This window comes from Bradyrhizobium sp. Leo114 (assembly GCF_055229415.2).
The window spans coordinates 38859-55948 of sequence record NZ_JBUYEN020000025.1 but is presented as its reverse complement, the minus strand read 5'-3'; the positions used below and the strand labels follow the sequence as shown (position 1 = coordinate 55948).

Sequence of the window (17090 nt, the reverse complement as noted above, 5' to 3'; positions counted from 1 at the left end):
CTTTCTCCTTCGTTCTGCATTGTTTTTTCTCGGCCTTGCGGCCCTGTTGATTACGAACACCGAACGGGTCAATCTCGCGGGATGAAGTGGACGTGGGGCCCCAGCTCGATAATGAACACCGCGGGCGTGACTAGGTTCTATACTCAATTAACTCTAGCGCAAATCAGCGAGGAGTGATTCAAGTCCTCCATTGGGGGCTTGATCATGCGCTACGATCTGACGGATTTCGAGTGGAGCGTTATTGAACCAGTGCTGCCGAAGGGACGCCGCGGCCGGCAGCCGCAGAACAACCGGCAGGTCGTGAATGGCATCTTTTGGGTGCTGAGGACGGGAGCGCCGTGGCGGGATTTGCCCGAGCGGTATGGACCTTAGACGACCGTCTACAATCGGTTTGATCGTTGGCGCAAGGCTGGCATCTGGGACAGGCTGATGGGGGCAGTTACCAAGGCCCATGAGGGCAAGGTTCAGATGATCGACAGCTCGATCGTGCGGGTGCATCAGCATGCCTCAGGGGTCAAAAAAAGTGGAGATCGTTGTGTGGGGCGAAGCCGCGGTGGGCTCTCGACCAAAATCCATGCGCGCGTCGACCACCAAGGCCGGCCGATCCAGATCCTGATCACACCTGGCCAAGCCCACGATCTGACCGGCGCCGAACCTCTTCTGGCCAGCCTCGGCCAAGACACCATCATTATCGCCGACAAGGCTTATGACGCCGATCGCCTGCGAGCCCTCTTTAAGGCCCGCGGCGCCACCGCCAACATTCCCAACATGATCCGGCGCAAAAAGCGCTTCCGGTGGACCAAAGCTCTCTATCGCGAGCGCAATCACGTCGAACGCTTCTTCAACAAGCTCAAGCAGTTCCGTCGCATCGCCACCCGTTATGACAAGCTCGGCGCGAGCTTCCTGGCGTTTATCCAGCTCGCCGCCGTGCGAATTTCGCTTCGCTAATCCTGTCAACCACTATTTCGGCATGAGTTGTCAAACACATACCAAAAAGCCGCGCCGAGCGCGCTAACGCCAAGCTAACAAGGTCTCGCGCGGGAGTGTCTGGCCGCGCAGAAAAGCCGGTCGAAACGGCCACGGAACAACCGGACCGGCCTCATGATCGCAGCCGCTACGCGTAAGGCGCACTGCAACAGAGTTATCGTTAACAAAATCACGCCACGTGCATTTTCTCAACGATAACTCAGCCCCCGTCTGAAGACAGACGGCGCGCTCGCGCGTATTCAACCAGCATCATAACCGGTCACTCGTTTTGACCTTACCGCCGAAGGAGCCGGATCATGCCCGAACAATCATCTGACCTTGCGCGCGTCGTTCGCGCTCGCGAGGTTTGCCGCCTGATCGGATTGTCGCGCCCGACGCTGTGGCGGCTGGTGCAGCGCGATCAGTTCCCCAAGCCTTTCAGATTGTCTTCGTCGGCGGCCGTAGGCTGGCTCGAAACCGACATACTTGCCTGGATCGCGGCACGCGCGGCGCAACGGGATTCGCCCAAGATCGAGCCGCGACCATCACCGCCTGCGCCAGGCGCAGCAAACAAATCGATACCGAAACCCGCCCCGGCCTAAAACCCCGGGCCTTCTTTTTTGGGTGTCAGTTTTATTGACACCCAGCAACACAAACGTAACCGCGCCGGGGTGGTGAGAGCGCGTAAGCGAGACCGACAACAACAGAATGCCTGCCGCGCTGGGACTTGGGGGCGCGGCAGGCGATGATCACACCACTTCCGGCATGGAGGTGCCGAACTATGGATCACGCGAAGATAATCTCCCAGATTCCGGCGATCAAGCCGCGCTCTTACCGCGAAGGTCACCGGCCATGACCTTCTTTATCGTTCCTCCAAAGCAACCGCCTCGGCCAATCCCGCTCTACAAGTTCATCAACACCGCGATCTGGAAGGTGCAGTGCATCGCCGTCGCCGCGCTGGCGATAGAGGGGCCGCCGAGCATCTACACCGACTTCCTATTGAAGACCTTGGTCGATGCCTTGCGCACCGCCGCCGATCAGATTGAGCAGGCGATGGAACTGCGCGCCGCCGAGCGCCGCGCCGAGCATCAGCGCCAGCTGGAAGCGCGGCAGACTGGCCGCTAACGCGCACGCAATCCGGCTCCGCCGGCACTCAGGCGAAGCTGAACAGCAAAACGCAAACAGAAAGGCGCGCTGTCATGACCGATCATCGCAGGACGCACCGCCATGGACGCGACCAACATCAACAGCAACACCGTCGCTGCCGACTTCACCAAAATTGTGTTCGGCACGACCACCGAGCCGCCGGTATATATTTCATCACTGCCCAATGAACGTGGAGATGAAACCGAACCTCCTGAACGTCACGTGGCCACCCGCGTGCCGTCGCACATCGCGGGATTTGTCGCGAAGTGGGACCGTCCGAAGCGCGGGCTGTTTTTCTGCACCGGCATCGTCAAGCAAGGCGCGCGGCGCGCCAAAGAGAACATCGTCCAAACCGCCTGCCTGCATACGGATATTGATTTCAGCAATCTCGATGGTGATCCTGATCGCGCTGAAGTTCTGCGCCAGCTCGCGCGCCTGAGGTATCCACCGAGCATCATCGTGTTCTCCGGTCACGGGCTGCATTGCTACTGGCTGTTCAAGGAAGCGGTGGACACCCAAGAGAATATCGAGCGGATTGAAACCGCGCTGCGTCAGCTTGCCGACCTGGTCGGTGGTGACTTGCAATGCTGTGAGGTCGCGCGGCTGATGCGGTTGCCCGGCACCCACAACACCAAGGACGGCGAATGGACCGAGGTGGAGATCGTCGAGCAGAACGGCCGCCGCTATGAATTGGATGACCTGGAGGAATGGCTCGCGGAGGCGTCACCAGTGCTGCTGCGGAAGACACGACCGCGGGAAGTGACGGCGGGCGAGACCGATTATTTCAGTGAGTATGCCAAGGCGCGCAATTTCAAGCCGCGCGTCGATGTCAAGGCGCGATTGGACGCCATGATGTTCATGGCCGGTGGTGACGCTGCAATTCATCCCACGCAACTCACCGTCTCCGCATCGCTGCTCAGCTCCGGTACACCGATTGATGAAGTGGTCGAGATCGTGTTGGCCGCCACCAAGGCTGCTGCTGGCGACTACGGCGCGCGCTGGAATTGGCGGCGCGAAGAGCGCAACATTCGCGGCATGTGCGAAACCTGGGTGGCGAAACATCCACAGAAATCCAAGCCGGTCCCGGCACCGCAAAGCGACCAAAAGACCAACACCGCACCCGACGACAGCGCGCCACTGGTCCCGCTGCATCACATTATCGGCGATATGGTGATCGCCAAACTGCGTCACGATGGCGAGGACATCATCAGCGTGTCGAAAGGACTTTGGTACTATTGCGAAGGCATCTGGCAACTGCGAACCGACACTCTCTGGCTCGATGCACTGATCGAAATTGCCTGTCGTGGCTTGAACTACAAGAGCACGAACAGATTAATTGCCGAAACGCGCAGCTGGATTACGAGGCACCCCAAGGTCTATCGGCTCCGGGATATTCCTTGGGACGCGCACGGCAAAATCCCGACGCGCTCCGGCTTGATCGATCCCATCACCCTGGAGTTGACACCAGCAAAGGCCACCGACTTTTGTTCGTGGCGGATTGAGTGCGACTACGATCCGAACGCTGCTTGCCCGTGGTGGGAAACCATGATCGCGGATTTCTTTTCTGATCGCGAACCCGATGTTGCCGCCGAACATATCCGGGTCATTCAGGAAGTGCTCGGCAGCGCACTGATCGATGTCAAACCTCGCGAGATGTCGAAAGCTCTGATCATGCAGGGCGGCAGCAACTTCGGTAAATCCGTCATGCTCGAAGTACTGGCAGGGTTGTTCGGAGCAGCGCAAATCAGCACCGCGCTGGATCAACTCGATGGGACACACGGGTTAATGCAGTTCACGCAGCGGGCGCCAGGGTGCTGCACGAAGCCTTTCAATCTGGAAAGTGGCACTTCTCATCGATCGTGAAAGCGATCATCACGCACGAACCGGTACCGATCAATATCAAGAACGGCCCGGTGTTTACCACCATCTTTCGCGGTCCGCTCTTTTGGGCGACCAACCATCCACCACAGTTCAAAGAAGCGACCCGCGCAATCGTCAATCGGATCATCGTCATCGAGTGCCTGCGCTACTTTGATCCTGACGCCGAGTTGATTGGCGCAGCGGCGGAAGCGCGGCGTCGCGGCTTCGACAAACCGTCATCGCTGATCCTGCAAACCGAACTGCCGGGGCTATTGAATTGGGCTATCAAAGGTTTGCAGCGCGCGGCGGAGCGTGGCCGGATCGCTACGACCGATCAGATCAAGGAAACATCTGAAGACATTCACCGCGACAGCAACCTTGTCGCGGGCTTCCTTGACGAATGCATCGAATACGACCCGCACTGTCGCGTCTCAGCGCCGGATTTTTGCGCGGCGTTCGCCGTCTGGTTCACCGAGAACAAGGGCGAGGATCGCGGCACCCCGAGTAACGAGAGCATCGGTCGAGCACTGGCGGCGATGAGCGACCCCCGCATTGGTATGGATCGCAAGGAGCTGCGTGACAAGCATCGCCGGTACTATGTCGGGATCGCCCTCAACGATGCCGGAATGGCGTTCTGGAACAGAGCGACAACCGCAGACCGGTTTGAAGGAAAGACCACCAACACCACCGCGTCCGACGACGTCGTCAACACGTCGATCCCGCTTGAATGGGAGCAAAAAGCGTCGGTGTCGGCGATGCGAAAGGCACAGGGTTACGACCCGACCGGCATGCCTTTCCCGGCGCTTGTAGACGCCGCCAAGGCGGTCAACGTGATCAAGAACGAAAGCGACCCTACGGAGCTTTGAGCCGGTGACCGTTACCGATGACCGTTCTCAAAGCCGCAAAGTGCGAACGGTCACCCGCAGAGAACGGTCACCCTTGGAACCTCCTTTGATGACCATTCTACAGGCCGCGCCAAGAACGGTCACCAGAACGGTCACCACAACGGTCATCGACAGAAGTGCCTGCGCCGCAGGGGTAACTTAAAAGCGGTGACCGTGATGACCGTTCTCTTCCCTATTAGCCGTAGAACCACATAAGAGAGAAAAGGAAGAAGGAAGTACATGGAAATGCATGTTCTAGGGAAAAGCGGCGATTCTCACAGTCGGAAAGGTCACACGGTCACCGCAGCGTCGGATCGGCGTCGGGGGAGCGGCGCCGCCGGACCATGTCGGCGGCTCGATCCGGCCACTTATCAGCCACATATCCCAGCACCATGCGTACCGCCGACGCCAGGCGCTGATGACCTCGCGGCGCACGCGGAAGCGCTTGCTCAAGCGCCAGCGGATGAAACGCGAGCGCGAGGGCAAGCGGATCGTTCCGGTGCCCGTCGACGCCGTGATCCTGAATTGGCTGGAGCGGCATTATCGCCACCAGCACCCCAATGTGAGCATGGAAGACCTGGACGCTGTCGGCAAATGATCTGCGAGATATTAGCCTCGTCGGCGCGCGAGTGATGTCGCTTACATTCTTGGAGAGCGCACTACGGCTGGTCGTCTCGTGCCGTACCATGATCAGCCCGATTGATCAGGGAGGCGCCTCCATGAACTACACCGACCGAGCCATCGATCGCCCCGTTCCGCTGAGACCCGATCCCTCCGAGCTGCAGCGCGCCCATCGCCGCTCGCTGGTCCGGGCCTGCACCGCAGCCGTGCTTGGTTTTCGCGATCACATCGGCGCCGAGAAGGCGCTCGACGCCTGGCTGTTTAGATGGCTCCAATACGAACCGCGAGGGCATGCCCATGCTCGCAGAGAAGTTCTTCCTGGTGCTGAAAGCCCTGCTCAGAAACCGCGACTATCCCGACGATAGCCCGCTCGTCGTGAGCAGCTCGCCGCATGTGCCGGCGCCTCGGTGACCTTGCAACTTCTGATTTGTCCGCCGACGGCGCCAGAGCAACCATCCGGTACGCAAAAGTTTCGAGCCCGGGAATTTTAGTCGCGGCAAGCGTTCAAGGGGCGGGGGGAGGTGCTGAAAATCCGAAGGTCCTTCGACTTCCAGCGCGGCGGCGCTCGAACGTTAGCGGCCGCAGGTTGGAAGAAATTTTCCCAGCAGGCATGTCCGCTTGGCCCCGAGAGCTGAAGGATTGCGGTCGTCGCGGAACCGTCGCTTAGGGCCACGACGGAATTGACCGCCGATCATCTTGAAGGCACTTCGCACGTAGTGTCGGATCACTTGCGGCACGAACTCGTAATTCCAAAAGATGGAGCATAGGCCGATTAGAGACGGCAACCAGCTAAACCGGAACCTTCCGGAGTTTTTTAGTTCAATCCACGCCGGGCCCGAGAGCTTTCTGCGGCGTCCAGTGGGCCCAATATTCAAGGAGCACGTCCATGCATCGATTGATCGCGATCGCATTCGGGCTGACCGTGGGCTGCTTCGCCGCCACCGCGTCGGCCGAGCAATGCGAGGACAAGCTCCAGCAGGACAAACCCCAGCAGAACTCAGCCGATGAGGCTCAGGTCAGGGGCGACCTCAAGGCCGGCTCGGAGTGCGCCACTCCACGCGATAAGGAAGACTCTGCAAAGAAGAACGAGGACAGGGTCGCAAAGCTCAAGAGCGAAGGTAAGGTCGAAGACCACACCACTGGACAAGCACCTCCCAAGAAATAGAGGCCGAGCGCGAGCAATGGACGCGCATCGACGTGCGGTCGAATGAGGGGTCAATTGACCAAGTTTAAAATGCCGCGGCACGTCCGCTAACGGTCAAACCGAGAAGAACTTAGAGTAAGCTCATGTTTTCCGCTTTGCCCTCGAATGCGGACATTCATCATAGCGATCGGCATGTCTCAGAAGGGCCAACAACGGAAGTCGGCCCAGTTTGATGTCCTCGCTCGCTGCAGAACAGCGAGCTTGCCGTCTGAAAGTCGTGGAGATGATAGAGATCGCGGCGTCACTCAACGCCGCTCTCCTGCTGCAAGGCCAAAACCTTCGACGAGAAGCGCATAATCCTCGGGCCGCATCCAGGGCGGCCTTTGCTGCCAACGCTGAAGCTGATCCGCCGATTGAGGGGGGATACGTTCGAGTGTTTCGCGCGCCTCGTCCGAACGCCCGAGATAAGCAAGCGACGCCGCGAGGTACTGGGAAGTGACGGCATAACCCGGACGCAGGCGAGCAACTTGGCGCAATGTCTGCAGCGCAGCGATGAAATCGCGTGAAAAGAACTGCAAAAGCCCACGCCAGATCAACCAAAGCCAAATCAGCGGATCGTGTGGACTGGCACGCATTGCCTGCTGCAGCCTTTCGAGTGCTTCCTCTCGATAACCGCCGAACCCGAGCACACAACCAAGCATGCTGATGACAAAGGCACTGTTTGGATTGAGGGCAATTGCGGTGCGCGCTTCGGCGATCGCCGCCTCCCATTCGCTACCCCACATCAGCATGTGTGCCAGCACAGCATGCGCCACCGCATCCTTGTCATCGAGCGATACCGCGATTTGCGCTTCTTCGCGAGCGGTTTCTTGAACCTCCAAGAAGGGGCGACTCGAGAAGTGCCAGATGTCCCATTGGAGAGCCAGCGCATATCCATAGTGGCCGGGAGCGAAATTCGGATCGAGCGCGATAGCTTGGCTGAAGAAGGCGAGCGCGGCTTTGTTCTCCTGCGGTCGGTATTTGTGGAGGTGCCAAAGGCCGCGCTGATAGGCTTCCCACGCGTCAAGTCGCTCAGGCGGTTTGCGCAGCACGCGCTCTTGCTCGGCGGCAGCCAATGCCGGCTCGATAACTGCGGCGACGCTCGCGGCGATCTCATCCTGAACCGCAAAGATGTCGCCAAGATCGCGGTCGTAGCGCTCGGCCCACAGATGCACGCCTGTAAGCCCATCGATCAATTGTCCGGTGATGCGTATCCTGTTGCCGCCTTTGCGCACTGAACCCTCGAGCACATAGCGAACGCCTAGCTCGCGCCCAGCCTGCTTCACATCGACGGCATGCCCGCTGTAGGTAAAGCTCGAATTGTGAGCGATCACAAAAAGCCAGCGGATACGCGAGAGCGCTGTAATGATATCCTCGACTATGCCGCAGGCAAAATATTCCTGTTCCGGATCGCCGCTCATGTTTTGGAACGGCAACACCGCGATCGACGGCTTGTCGGGAAGCGGAAGTGACTCATGGATCTGAGGGTGCGGAGGCGGCATGTCAGGCGCAACCGTCCCGAAATTACTAATCGACTTTGTCGCGTAGACGCGCACCAGGCGATTGATGTTCTTCAGCCTTTGCTCGCCACGATCAATGAATTCGACCGTGACCTTGCCGCGAACCTGATCGTACACGGAAGCTGAGATACAGATGCCGCCCGGTTCGGCGATGCCCTCAAGTCGGGCCGCGACATTGACGCCATCGCCAAGAATGTCATCCCCCTCGATCAGAATGTCGCCGAGGTTGATCCCGATCCGAAACAGCATGCGCCGCGCCTCGGGAATCCCATTGTTCCGCTGGACCATCACCACTTGCATAGCGGCCGCGCACTCGACTGCATCAACTACCGAGGGAAACTCAAGCAGCACACCGTCTCCGGTAGCCTTGACGATGCGGCCGCCGCGTTTGGCCACAAGTGCGTCAATCACCGCTCGGTGCTCGCGGAGCGTGTGGGCGGTGCCGACCTCGTCGAAGCTCATGAGCCGCGAGTAGCCTGCAACGTCAGCCGCGACTATGGCCGCCAACCTGCGTCCGACCCGCGCCTCCTCCATGTGTAGGCTCCGCTTTATAAAAAACAAGACTACGAGGTAAAATCGCGGCGAGTCCATAGGGTTCTGAAGGCCTGCTATGGGTCAATCGCGACCAGGTCGAGCCAGCAGCGGGTCCGGTCATGTCCGCTGTGCTGCCGAAAGCGGAAGTAAATCCAGACCATTAGCGAGATAGCGACGAGCCAGCGCGGGTCGATGGCGCTGCCCGAAACATGATTCAAGCTCCGTCAGCGATTATGAATGGACCGCCATCAAACCATGCTGCCGAACAAAACGCGTGCCCTAGTTCTCTGGGAGCGAATGCTCGAGGAAAAAACGAAGCATTTCCCTTGTTGCGTCCGGTCCTCGCGGGTCGGTGTAGGTGCCCACAGGGCTGCCTCCGGACCATGCATGTCCGGCTCCGTGGATATTCCAGTGCTCCAACATCCCGCGTCCACTCGCATCACTCAGGATCGTTCGGGTATAGGCATGCCCTCCGGGTACTTGCCCGCGCTGCACCTTCTTTTGCGTGCTCGTCCCTCTCACAGACTGCTCAAGAATTTGATCGCCGTTGTTTGGATGCACGGTCGTGTCGTGATCGCCGTGAAAAACAATGGTCGGGACAGGTGTGCGGTCACCTGAAATTATCTTGTGATCGGACCCGCCCTGTCGCATCGCGAGAAGCGCGGAGGGAAGATCCGTAGCAACCCCGCACGCGAGGCCAGAATGTATTCCGATTGCCGCGTACAGATCGTTGTACGTTTCTCCCATGATGGCCGCGGCGGCCGCTCCGGCTGACAGCCCACCAACGTAGACGCGCCTTCGATCAACCAAATAATCATCCATGATTTGGCGAGTGACGCCCGCGATAAGCGAGGGTTCACCTCTGCCTCGCTGCTGGTCGGCTGTGCGAAACCAGTTCCAGCATTTCGCCTGGTTTGCCTGCCTGGGCTGAGCAGGATAGGCCACGAAGCAACCTTGTTCCTCGGCGATAAAGTTCATCCTCGTGCCGGCGGCGAAATCATCCGGCGACTGGGTACAGCCGTGAAGCATGACGACCAAAGGAAGCGGCCGCTCCTGATAACTGCTCGGGATGAAAAGCCTGTAGGCGCGGCTTCCCGCGCGACTGCTGTAGGTGCCTTCGATGAACCGAGCGCCCTCCGGCACGATGTCCGGTGTGGACAGCGGGGCGCGCTTAACACCTCGCAGTCCGATCCCGGAGCGCCCCTTTTTCCGATCCAGCAACGTCCGGCGCATGCGCGGTTGTGCGGATGCGACTGGCTCTGGTTGCGGCTGACGATCCGTCTCCTCAATAACATTGGCCTCCGCATCAATAATGAGCGGCGCGGCAAGAGCGATGCGGCCGCCGGTGCGCGATGGCGCGTCCGGCGCGCCATCCCCGCGAAGCATGCGCTGCAGGAGCGCGGTGGCCTCGACGAGTTGGCCCGCGCGCGTGAGGCGTGTCGCCTCCCGAATGATGTCCTGGTTCAGCATCGCGTTCACCGTGTCCTGTCGGCGAGCGCGGCCTTGACCGCCGGACTGGCGTGCAATGCGCCTAGCACGGAGACTGAGGCAATGGTGGCGCGCGCAAGCTCGGGCGTGACGTCCTGGGAGATGCTGGCAAGCCCCAGAACATTGATGTGCAGCATCTCGCCGGCGCGCTGCACGGCTTCGAGATCCTCGCGGCTGTAGTTCCGCAGACCGAGGTCCAGGCTTTTTCGGGCCGTTGACTGTTTTACGACGTCGGCGTGACGTTCGAGCTGGTTACGGATCGCCGTTCGGATGAAATCGGTGCGGTTCGAGTAGAACCCGTCCTGAACCATGAGATCGACATGACCAAGGTCGACATAACCAAGATTGATCGTGATTTTTTCTGTTTCAGGCGGCCTGGGTCGGAGTTCCCGGATATTACTAGTCATCGTTATCACCTTCCATTCACCATCTGGATGGATGGTAAATGGATGTCCCTGCCATCATTTCAAGGGTGATGACGATCCGCCCCCTGACGAGGACGTGCGGAAGCGTGCCTCCGGCAGGGGTCAATATGTCGGCGCGAGGCTCGGCAGGCACAATTGCCGCCGGATTACACCCCGGACCACGGAACTAATCGCGGCTCCGCGCGTGAGATTCCAATGAAAACAGTTCACCGAAAGGGATGCGCCCTCTACCGAACGGGATCCGCCCGCAACAACGTTGCCCGCACCGCTGCTGGCTCAGGTGGACGCCTGGGCGACCGCCAACGATGCTACCCGCTCCGACGCTCTCCACCGGCTGGTAGAACTGGGGCTGGCGGCGGGGGTAAAGCCAGCACAGCTAAACGCGACGCGAGCCAAGGAATTGGCTGCCAACGTAATCGACAACCTGCCTGACGGTGCGGCGAGTGCTGATGATCGGGCCAGCCGCAAAAGCCGGCTGCTGAAGGGACCTGAAGAATTCAGAGAGGCGCGCGTCGATCGGCCGAAGGCAAAAAAATGACGAAGGCACCGGGCGGAATTGAACTACCGAAGCAAATCACCAGGGCCGAGCGGGAAGCGCGCAAGGCGTTTCGCCAAGTAGACGCGGCAACGGCAATGAGCGAGTACGAGATCGCGCAAAGAGCATTTGCGAAGAACCGCGAGCGTCTGAAAGCCGAGCGGCTCGCACGAGAGGCCGCGGCTCCACCGCCCACGAAAGCAAAGCCCAAGGCAAAAAAGAAGTGAAGATGAAGCCGCTGATTGGACTCGTCGCTACTCTTTGCGACAGCGCTATTGAGGCTTGGTCAATTCCGCCTCGATCATGCGCCGCTCTTCCAAAGCTTTCACCTTTCCTTCCGCAGGAGCGATGACCCTCTCCGCGAGCGTTGCGAGCAGTGGTTCAAGCCCCTCGTATCGGTAGACCGGAAGAACCCATTCATACTTTTAATAGTCCTTGAACATCGCATAGGGCCGAGACGAACCTTCGAGCAGCTGAACCGGCACAGCAAGGCTAGGAACTATGGCTTCCAACTCCTTAGGAATGCTGCTCGGGTCAGTTAGGTCGGCAATGATGAAACGGGTCATGCGAGCCAACAGTGAGACGGTCTCGGTAATGTCCCGCGTGGCTGGAACGGCGAAGTCGAAGAGGATCGGAAGGTAGTCACGCCTGCGCAGTTCCTCACGTATGGCGTCGAGGACTGGCTTGCGCTCAGTCGTGAAGCGACCCAGGACCAGCACCGCCTTGGAAGTGATGGTGTCGATCACGTCACGGATTTTCTGGTTATGAAGCATCAGGTAGACGAACTTCGCGACCTCGATATTGTCCACGGTGATCGCGGGTTCGCGGTCGTCTGTGATGACTAAGTTCTGCTGCTTGGTCCTGCCGTCCAGTTTCAGACACCACGCGGATACACCATGGACGCGAGAGCCGCTGAGGTCAGCGCCCGTAAGGTCCGCGTTCACCAGAGTGGCAGCCTCGAGGACCGCCCGGCTGAGGTCCGCCCCGCTGAGGACTGCATCGCGGAGGATCGCTCCTCGGAGGTTCGCCTCGATGAGGTTCGCCCCACCGAGCTTCGCCAAGCAGAGGTTCGCGTCCATGAAGGTTGCCCTGCTGAGGTTTGCCCTGACGAGGTTCGCCCCGATGAGGATCGCCCAAGCGCAATTCACCTCGCCGAGGTCCGCCCCACTGAGGTCCGCCCCACAGAGGTTCGCCCTGAAGAGGCTCGCCCGGATGAAGTCCGCCTCGCTGAGGTTCGCTCCACCGAGGTTCGCCTCGTTAAGGTTCGCCCCGCTGAGGTTCGCCCCACGGAGGTTCGCCTGATACAGGTCCGGACGGATGTCCGGGTTCTCGTCACGCCAGGCGTTCCAGGCATCCACCCCATTCTTCAGCCGAGCGATGTGGTCGTCGTTCGCCATGAGATCTCCTTCTTAGCCAGTTGTATGGGCCCGTCGACGTCTCGGCGACTGCTCCCCAATAAGCTCGCGCAATCGATCATCGCAAAAGATGCGTCTTGCGTCTCGCGGCGCAGCGCGCGACAGCAACTGCCATATCAAAGAGGGTCTGCTCCGGGTCAAACCTGCGCGGTCATGGCATGTCTGCGCGAGTTCGTGACTTGGCGTGTGAAGGACTGCTATGGGTCAGAATCGGAATCATTTGAAGCGAGCAGCGACGTCCGCTGTGACCTCATAAGCGGACTCGGCTCGGCCTGATTGCGATCTCCGCGCGACGCTAACCGTGGTAGTCTGTCCGTCATCACGAATTCACGGAGAAATTTTATGCCCGGTCCGCCGCCTCAAGGTCCGCATTTGCGCCTGCTCAAGGGTAACCGTTCGAAGCGCCCCGTCCGCGTTCCGCCGGAGCCTGCGCGCGCCGACGAATGCCCTCCACCGCCCGAGCATCTGAACGGCTACGCAAGGGAAACGTGGCATCAGCTGGCGCCCGAATTGTTTCGACTCGGTTTACTTACCATCCTCGACGTCGGCCCGCTTGCCGCCTACTGCACCGCCGCCGCCCAGTTCAGACAGGCCGAGGAGGCGATCCAGCGAATGGCGAAGGAGGATGAGCGTGGCCATGCGCTGACGATCACGGGCAGCGCTGGCAGTCAGGTCACGAACCCGCTGCTGCGCATCGCGAGCCAAGCGATGAACGATATGCAGCGCATCGGCGCTCAGTTCGGCTTGACGCCGTCCGGGCGGCTACGGCTTAGCGGCATTACGCCGCCGCCACCGCCGTCGAAATTCGATGGACTGCTCGGCTGAAACTGTCGGGGATCGAGCTGCCGGGCTCGCTGGGCTTATCCATCGCGCTCGCACCTGGACTGCTCGAAGAGCGGACGGAGATTGACGGCAGCGCCCTCGCAGCCGCCTCCATGATCACCGTCAAGAGATAGCTCTCGGGCGGAGCCTTGCGGGCTCAACATCTGCTGTCGTTTCGGCTAACACTGCTTCCAGCATTCGACCAGAAATTCCCGATCGCCATGGCCAGTAACGGACCAGCGGATGTCTAGCCGCGAGGACGAGGCGTTCCCGCATGCTCGACGATGCCGCCGAAGTTCGAGGAAAGGCTTGAATATGGTGCGTTCAGAAGCAGGCCCTTCCGACACCCATGAAAGACGCGCAGCTGGGTCCACGGGGCATGGGTGGCTGTGTCAGGTGTGATGCGGTTTCGCCCTTGAAGCCCAAGGTACCCGTTCGATCGCCGCCGCGACAAGCTGCGCTTGCGATTGAGTTCCGAGTTTGTTGACGAGCCTTTGGCGTTGCTCATTGATCTGCCGTTCGGTGCCGCCGATTTGCGCTGCGATTGCGCGATCCGTCATTCCTTTGGCCAAGCGCGCCTCAAAAGCCTCTTTTCGCGCGCGCTCAATTCTAAAACACGCTCGATTCCTGGCGCACGTCGCGAAGATGTCGGCGCGGACAACAATCGTTAATCCCGACGGCCTTGATGCCGGTCCAAACGCAGCCTCTGTGCTTTCATGCGCTTTATATCCTCGTCAAGCTCGCTGATCTTCTCATCTAGCCGCTCGTTTTTCGATTTCGGCGGCTCGGTACCGCGCAGTTTTTCGAGCGCTTTCTCAACCGAGAGCTTGGTGGTTTCAGCCATGGTCACCGCCTCACTTGAAGCACAGTGTTTGCATTAGACCAGAGATTTTTGCCGGATGCCACTGCCTCACGGGCATGTACGGCAGAGCCGCTGCCTATTCCGCGCGCGCTAAAGTCCGCTTCATTGTGACGCCGCCTCGGCTTTTCAGCCGCGCGGCGCAGTCGATTTCCTGAGTCCTTGGGTACATAGTGCACTGCCGCCTGGCATTGAGTGTGCCGCCGTCTCGGCGGGCGATCTCACGTTGATCACCAGGGCCTCCCAAGGGTCAACCGAGAGGAAGCGAGGCCCCGGCGCAAACCGGCGGCTCCTCGGCGCCGGGGCGGTCAAACTCCGCCTGCCTTAACCTAAGTTATCACCGGTCGGCATGGCACCCCCTCCAAGGAGGAGATATTCCCGTTTCTCTTTCATCGCCCCTTACTACCTGAAGACTGATTGCAGCTGCCCCCGAAGAGATGTCGTTCTTCCGAGGGCTTTCTTTTGGCCAAAAAGACACTAGGGAACTGATGACGCCACGCGAGACGCGCGATCATTCTTTCGCTCGGCTCGGGGCTGCACGCTATCGCCAGAACATGGCCAGCCCGACGATCAGGGCCGCCGCCAAACCAGCGAGCCCGATGAGATAGGGCGTGGAGCCGAGCGAAAGAATGAGCGGGGATGCTTGGAAACCGGCAAATTACAAGACCGGAGAGGTTTTTGCTAAAAACATTTTACTTTGATGTGAAAGGCGCTGTTTCCGACCTTGCCCGGTTCGAAGTGCGGTTCACGTCGGACGATGAAGCCATCCAACACTGCAGGGACTTGGCCGCGCGGCTTCGGCAACGACGCTTCAACAACGAAGCAGGCCTTTTAATTTCGGTCCTCAACGAAACAGGCCGCGAAATTCACTGGGAACTTGTTAATCCGCCAGACAAAGCAGCCCAGTAAGGCGTCACGTCAACGGTCCCCCAGCCGAACTCTGCCATCGCTTGCGGAAGTTGGGCGGTCTTGAACTAGGGCTGGGGAGCGGCCTGGAATTGTCCGGCTTGTAAGATTTTTACGGCCTCATGCATCGGCCCCGGGGAGATGCGGATGATGCTCCCTAAGCCCTGCTCCAGTTCGAGGAACATTGCAACAGCGCCAGCTACGGCTAGCGCAGCCAAGGTTAGAATGACGGCGGAAGTCCAATTGCGAGGCGCGAACAGGCCAAAACTGGCAAATAGCAAGGTCAGCCAGAATATCAGGAGAGCGACGAAGGCCCTGGGAGTACCTTCGCCCAACTGCTGGGCGAGCAACCAGCGAACGTCACCGATCTTGCCCGCAAGCGTCATCGCCTGATCCAGCCACCATTTGTCGCGGGCGTTTGATGGTTTCAACGCAAGCAGCATGTCCTCGACGCGCTGGAGGAGTTCGTAGGTCGACGGCTTGCCGAGGCGTACGTTTCCATCTTCGGGGAACAGGTCGGCAGCCTTCTGTTCGGCATACTGACGTAGCGTTCTCCGAGCGGGGTCTGTCTCCGTGCCGTATCTTCGCAGTATATGATCGAGCCGAAGGATTTCTGCTGACAAGGTGGTTACTTCTCCTGCGAGCCGATTGAACGATGTGTTGGCGTTCGAGATCAAAAGTCCAAGCACCAGTGCCGAAATCGTGGCAACCACGGTCATCGATAGGGTGACGAGGCTCTTGGTCTCCTCTGTCAGGTGATCATTTGGCAGGTAGTCTCTGACCTTCCAGCCGGCAAATGCCCCGGCCAAGATTACGGCAAAGGCGACGACCCCCACGATCAGCGGATTGTTCATGCCGGCTTCCAGCTGCTGTTTCGCCGACTCTATAACCGACGGAGCTGATCGTTCCCTATTCTCCGGGCTACTCGCGCTCGTGGCTCGAAGCGATGGGTGTTTTCTCATTCCCTCGCTCCGAAGGAAGTCCCGCTCGAAAAGACCCGCGTAGTCGCTGCAACTAAAAGCGCTATCCTGTAGGAAGCAGAACGAGTGGCGGCTGTGCCACTTGTGCGGATGAGCACCTTTTTTAGGACCTCTCTAGCACGACGTTCGTTCGCTCGGTTGCTACCTAAAATCCGCAAACGTCCCATAAGCGCGTTTGGAACGCTACATCGCAAGGCCAGTTGTTCTTTTCAGAAAGGACCGTCTTGGTCGACCTACCATTCCTTTGGAGCGTCAGATGAGTAAGCGTAAACCAGCCATAGCGTTAAAGCGCGCCCGCGACAGGAAAATAGCTGCGCGGGCCCAACTGAACAAGCAAACTGTTGTTAGAAGCCCGAAAAGCAACCCTTTGCACGCTGTCGCCGCAGGCTCGACCGAACCGCCTCGTGAGGTTCATGACAATTCAAAACAAGCGGCTCCCATCCTTGACAATCGAGTGGCTGACTTAGCCATCAGTCAGATGACGAGGGATAACAATCCAAAGGAAGGGTTTGATGTTTCTTTAGCGGCGCGAAACATGCAGGCTTATCATGCGAAGTTTCTGGAAATGGCACATGCCAACACGCAATTTGCTTTTGAATTCAGCCAGAGGCTTGCGACGATTAGGTCACCACTCGAGTTTTTCGCGCTCATTGCAGAATTTACAAGCAGGCGGATCGACATGATCGGGAAGTATTCGAGAGAAATGGCTGCATATCCGTTTTGGAGAATCGACGCGTCCCGAGAGTTCACTGTTCTGCCGGGACGATGACAGCAAAGCCGCACGCTGCGGCAAGGGGGCGCGCGCGAGCGGACACATCGGCCGCCGCACATCTCGACTTGCACGTTTGGTGATGGACCCCAACAGGGGCTCTCTTTTTTTATGGATAAGACCATCAGCGCACCGAAACATTCGCAGGTGCGGAATCGAATCGAAGCCGTCCGGTGC

Annotated in this window: 17 protein-coding genes and 1 pseudogene; 11 read left to right on the top strand and 7 right to left on the bottom strand. The window is 59.3% G+C overall.

Going from position 1 to position 17090, the window contains the following annotated elements; translation table 11 throughout:
- The first annotated feature begins 204 nt into the window (after positions 1–204).
- From ACZIRK_RS27410 to ACZIRK_RS27380, 7 genes and pseudogenes are all read left to right on the top strand, one after another.
- Positions 205–948: pseudogene (locus ACZIRK_RS27410) on the top strand (IS5 family transposase).
- 335 nt (positions 949–1283) lie between these two features.
- The gene (locus ACZIRK_RS27405) at positions 1284–1568 is read left to right on the top strand and encodes a helix-turn-helix transcriptional regulator (RefSeq protein ID WP_130228094.1); all 285 of its coding nucleotides are present in this window, start codon (positions 1284–1286) and stop codon (positions 1566–1568) included.
- A gap of 250 nt (positions 1569–1818) precedes the next feature.
- Positions 1819–2091: a hypothetical protein gene (locus tag ACZIRK_RS27400; protein WP_130228093.1), complete on the top strand. Its 273-nt coding sequence runs from the start codon at positions 1819–1821 to the stop codon at positions 2089–2091.
- Positions 2092–2193: 102 nt separating this feature from the next.
- Positions 2194–3975 carry a DNA-primase RepB domain-containing protein gene (locus ACZIRK_RS27395; protein ID WP_463328414.1) on the top strand — a complete coding sequence of 594 codons (1782 nt, stop codon included), beginning with the start codon at positions 2194–2196 and terminating at the stop codon, positions 3973–3975.
- Positions 3924–4838, top strand: a complete 915-nt coding sequence (locus ACZIRK_RS27390) for a hypothetical protein (RefSeq protein ID WP_463328413.1) — start codon at positions 3924–3926, stop codon at positions 4836–4838. Before ACZIRK_RS27395 ends, ACZIRK_RS27390 begins: the two co-directional genes overlap by 52 nt.
- A 436-nt stretch (positions 4839–5274) precedes the next feature.
- A complete protein-coding gene (locus tag ACZIRK_RS27385; RefSeq protein WP_130228091.1) occupies positions 5275–5454 on the top strand; it encodes a hypothetical protein in 180 nt (59 codons plus the stop codon).
- A 909-nt stretch (positions 5455–6363) separates the two neighbouring features.
- Entirely contained in the window at positions 6364–6642 is a 279-nt protein-coding gene (locus tag ACZIRK_RS27380; protein WP_130228090.1) for a hypothetical protein, read from the top strand.
- A gap of 284 nt (positions 6643–6926) precedes the next feature.
- Here the strand turns inward: ACZIRK_RS27380 and ACZIRK_RS27375 are convergent, their stop codons facing one another.
- The 3 genes from ACZIRK_RS27375 to ACZIRK_RS27365 form a co-directional block, all read right to left on the bottom strand.
- Positions 6927–8714 carry an adenylate/guanylate cyclase domain-containing protein gene (locus tag ACZIRK_RS27375; protein ID WP_463328412.1) on the bottom strand — a complete coding sequence of 596 codons (1788 nt, stop codon included), beginning with the start codon at positions 8712–8714 and terminating at the stop codon, positions 6927–6929.
- 279 nt (positions 8715–8993) lie between these two features.
- The gene (locus ACZIRK_RS27370) at positions 8994–10184 is read right to left on the bottom strand and encodes an extracellular catalytic domain type 1 short-chain-length polyhydroxyalkanoate depolymerase (RefSeq protein ID WP_130228088.1); all 1191 of its coding nucleotides are present in this window, start codon (positions 10182–10184) and stop codon (positions 8994–8996) included.
- 5 nt (positions 10185–10189) lie between these two features.
- A complete protein-coding gene (locus ACZIRK_RS27365; protein ID WP_130228087.1) occupies positions 10190–10609 on the bottom strand; it encodes a CopG family transcriptional regulator in 420 nt (139 codons plus the stop codon).
- Between the two features lie 274 nt (positions 10610–10883).
- On the opposite strand from ACZIRK_RS27365, the gene ACZIRK_RS27360 reads away from it, so the two are divergent.
- The gene (locus tag ACZIRK_RS27360) at positions 10884–11165 is read left to right on the top strand and encodes a hypothetical protein (RefSeq protein ID WP_130228086.1); all 282 of its coding nucleotides are present in this window, start codon (positions 10884–10886) and stop codon (positions 11163–11165) included.
- Between the two features lie 422 nt (positions 11166–11587).
- Here ACZIRK_RS27360 and ACZIRK_RS27355 read toward each other — a convergent pair whose 3' ends face one another.
- A complete protein-coding gene (locus tag ACZIRK_RS27355) occupies positions 11588–12559 on the bottom strand; it encodes a pentapeptide repeat-containing protein (RefSeq protein ID WP_463328411.1) in 972 nt (323 codons plus the stop codon).
- Between the two features lie 390 nt (positions 12560–12949).
- Here ACZIRK_RS27355 and ACZIRK_RS27350 point away from each other — a divergent pair, with 390 nt between their 5' ends.
- A complete protein-coding gene (locus ACZIRK_RS27350; RefSeq protein WP_474418536.1) occupies positions 12950–13402 on the top strand; it encodes a phage terminase small subunit P27 family in 453 nt (150 codons plus the stop codon).
- 389 nt (positions 13403–13791) lie between these two features.
- Here ACZIRK_RS27350 and ACZIRK_RS27345 read toward each other — a convergent pair whose 3' ends face one another.
- Entirely contained in the window at positions 13792–13971 is a 180-nt protein-coding gene (locus ACZIRK_RS27345; RefSeq protein ID WP_130227749.1) for a helix-turn-helix domain-containing protein, read from the bottom strand.
- Between the two features lie 95 nt (positions 13972–14066).
- The gene (locus tag ACZIRK_RS27340) at positions 14067–14243 is read right to left on the bottom strand and encodes a hypothetical protein (protein ID WP_165435358.1); all 177 of its coding nucleotides are present in this window, start codon (positions 14241–14243) and stop codon (positions 14067–14069) included.
- Positions 14244–14936: 693 nt separating this feature from the next.
- Here ACZIRK_RS27340 and ACZIRK_RS27335 point away from each other — a divergent pair.
- Complete coding sequence (locus ACZIRK_RS27335; RefSeq protein ID WP_130227750.1) at positions 14937–15167, top strand: hypothetical protein; 231 nt, start codon at positions 14937–14939, stop codon at positions 15165–15167.
- A 65-nt stretch (positions 15168–15232) separates the two neighbouring features.
- On the opposite strand, the gene ACZIRK_RS27330 is transcribed toward ACZIRK_RS27335, so the two are convergent.
- Positions 15233–16018: a bestrophin-like domain gene (locus tag ACZIRK_RS27330; RefSeq protein WP_130227751.1), complete on the bottom strand. Its 786-nt coding sequence runs from the start codon at positions 16016–16018 to the stop codon at positions 15233–15235.
- Between the two features lie 382 nt (positions 16019–16400).
- Between ACZIRK_RS27330 and ACZIRK_RS27325 the strand changes: the two genes are divergently transcribed.
- A complete protein-coding gene (locus tag ACZIRK_RS27325) occupies positions 16401–16913 on the top strand; it encodes a phasin family protein (RefSeq protein ID WP_165435359.1) in 513 nt (170 codons plus the stop codon).
- Positions 16914–17090 lie beyond the last annotated feature (177 nt).

Excerpts from the sequence above, each read along its gene's own strand:
- ACZIRK_RS27405 (WP_130228094.1), top strand. The coding sequence starts at position 1,284 with ATGCCCGAACAATCATCTGACCTTGCGCGCGTCGTTCGCGCTCGCGAG.
- ACZIRK_RS27400 (WP_130228093.1), top strand. The coding sequence starts at position 1,819 with ATGACCTTCTTTATCGTTCCTCCAAAGCAACCGCCTCGGCCAATCCCG.
- ACZIRK_RS27395 (WP_463328414.1), top strand. The coding sequence starts at position 2,194 with ATGGACGCGACCAACATCAACAGCAACACCGTCGCTGCCGACTTCACC.
- ACZIRK_RS27385 (WP_130228091.1), top strand. The coding sequence starts at position 5,275 with ATGACCTCGCGGCGCACGCGGAAGCGCTTGCTCAAGCGCCAGCGGATG.
- ACZIRK_RS27380 (WP_130228090.1), top strand. The coding sequence starts at position 6,364 with ATGCATCGATTGATCGCGATCGCATTCGGGCTGACCGTGGGCTGCTTC.
- ACZIRK_RS27375 (WP_463328412.1), bottom strand. The coding sequence starts at position 8,714 with ATGGAGGAGGCGCGGGTCGGACGCAGGTTGGCGGCCATAGTCGCGGCT.
- ACZIRK_RS27370 (WP_130228088.1), bottom strand. The coding sequence starts at position 10,184 with ATGCTGAACCAGGACATCATTCGGGAGGCGACACGCCTCACGCGCGCG.
- ACZIRK_RS27365 (WP_130228087.1), bottom strand. The coding sequence starts at position 10,609 with ATGACTAGTAATATCCGGGAACTCCGACCCAGGCCGCCTGAAACAGAA.
- ACZIRK_RS27355 (WP_463328411.1), bottom strand. The coding sequence starts at position 12,559 with ATGGCGAACGACGACCACATCGCTCGGCTGAAGAATGGGGTGGATGCC.
- ACZIRK_RS27340 (WP_165435358.1), bottom strand. The coding sequence starts at position 14,243 with ATGGCTGAAACCACCAAGCTCTCGGTTGAGAAAGCGCTCGAAAAACTG.
- ACZIRK_RS27330 (WP_130227751.1), bottom strand. The coding sequence starts at position 16,018 with ATGAACAATCCGCTGATCGTGGGGGTCGTCGCCTTTGCCGTAATCTTG.
- ACZIRK_RS27325 (WP_165435359.1), top strand. The coding sequence starts at position 16,401 with ATGAGTAAGCGTAAACCAGCCATAGCGTTAAAGCGCGCCCGCGACAGG.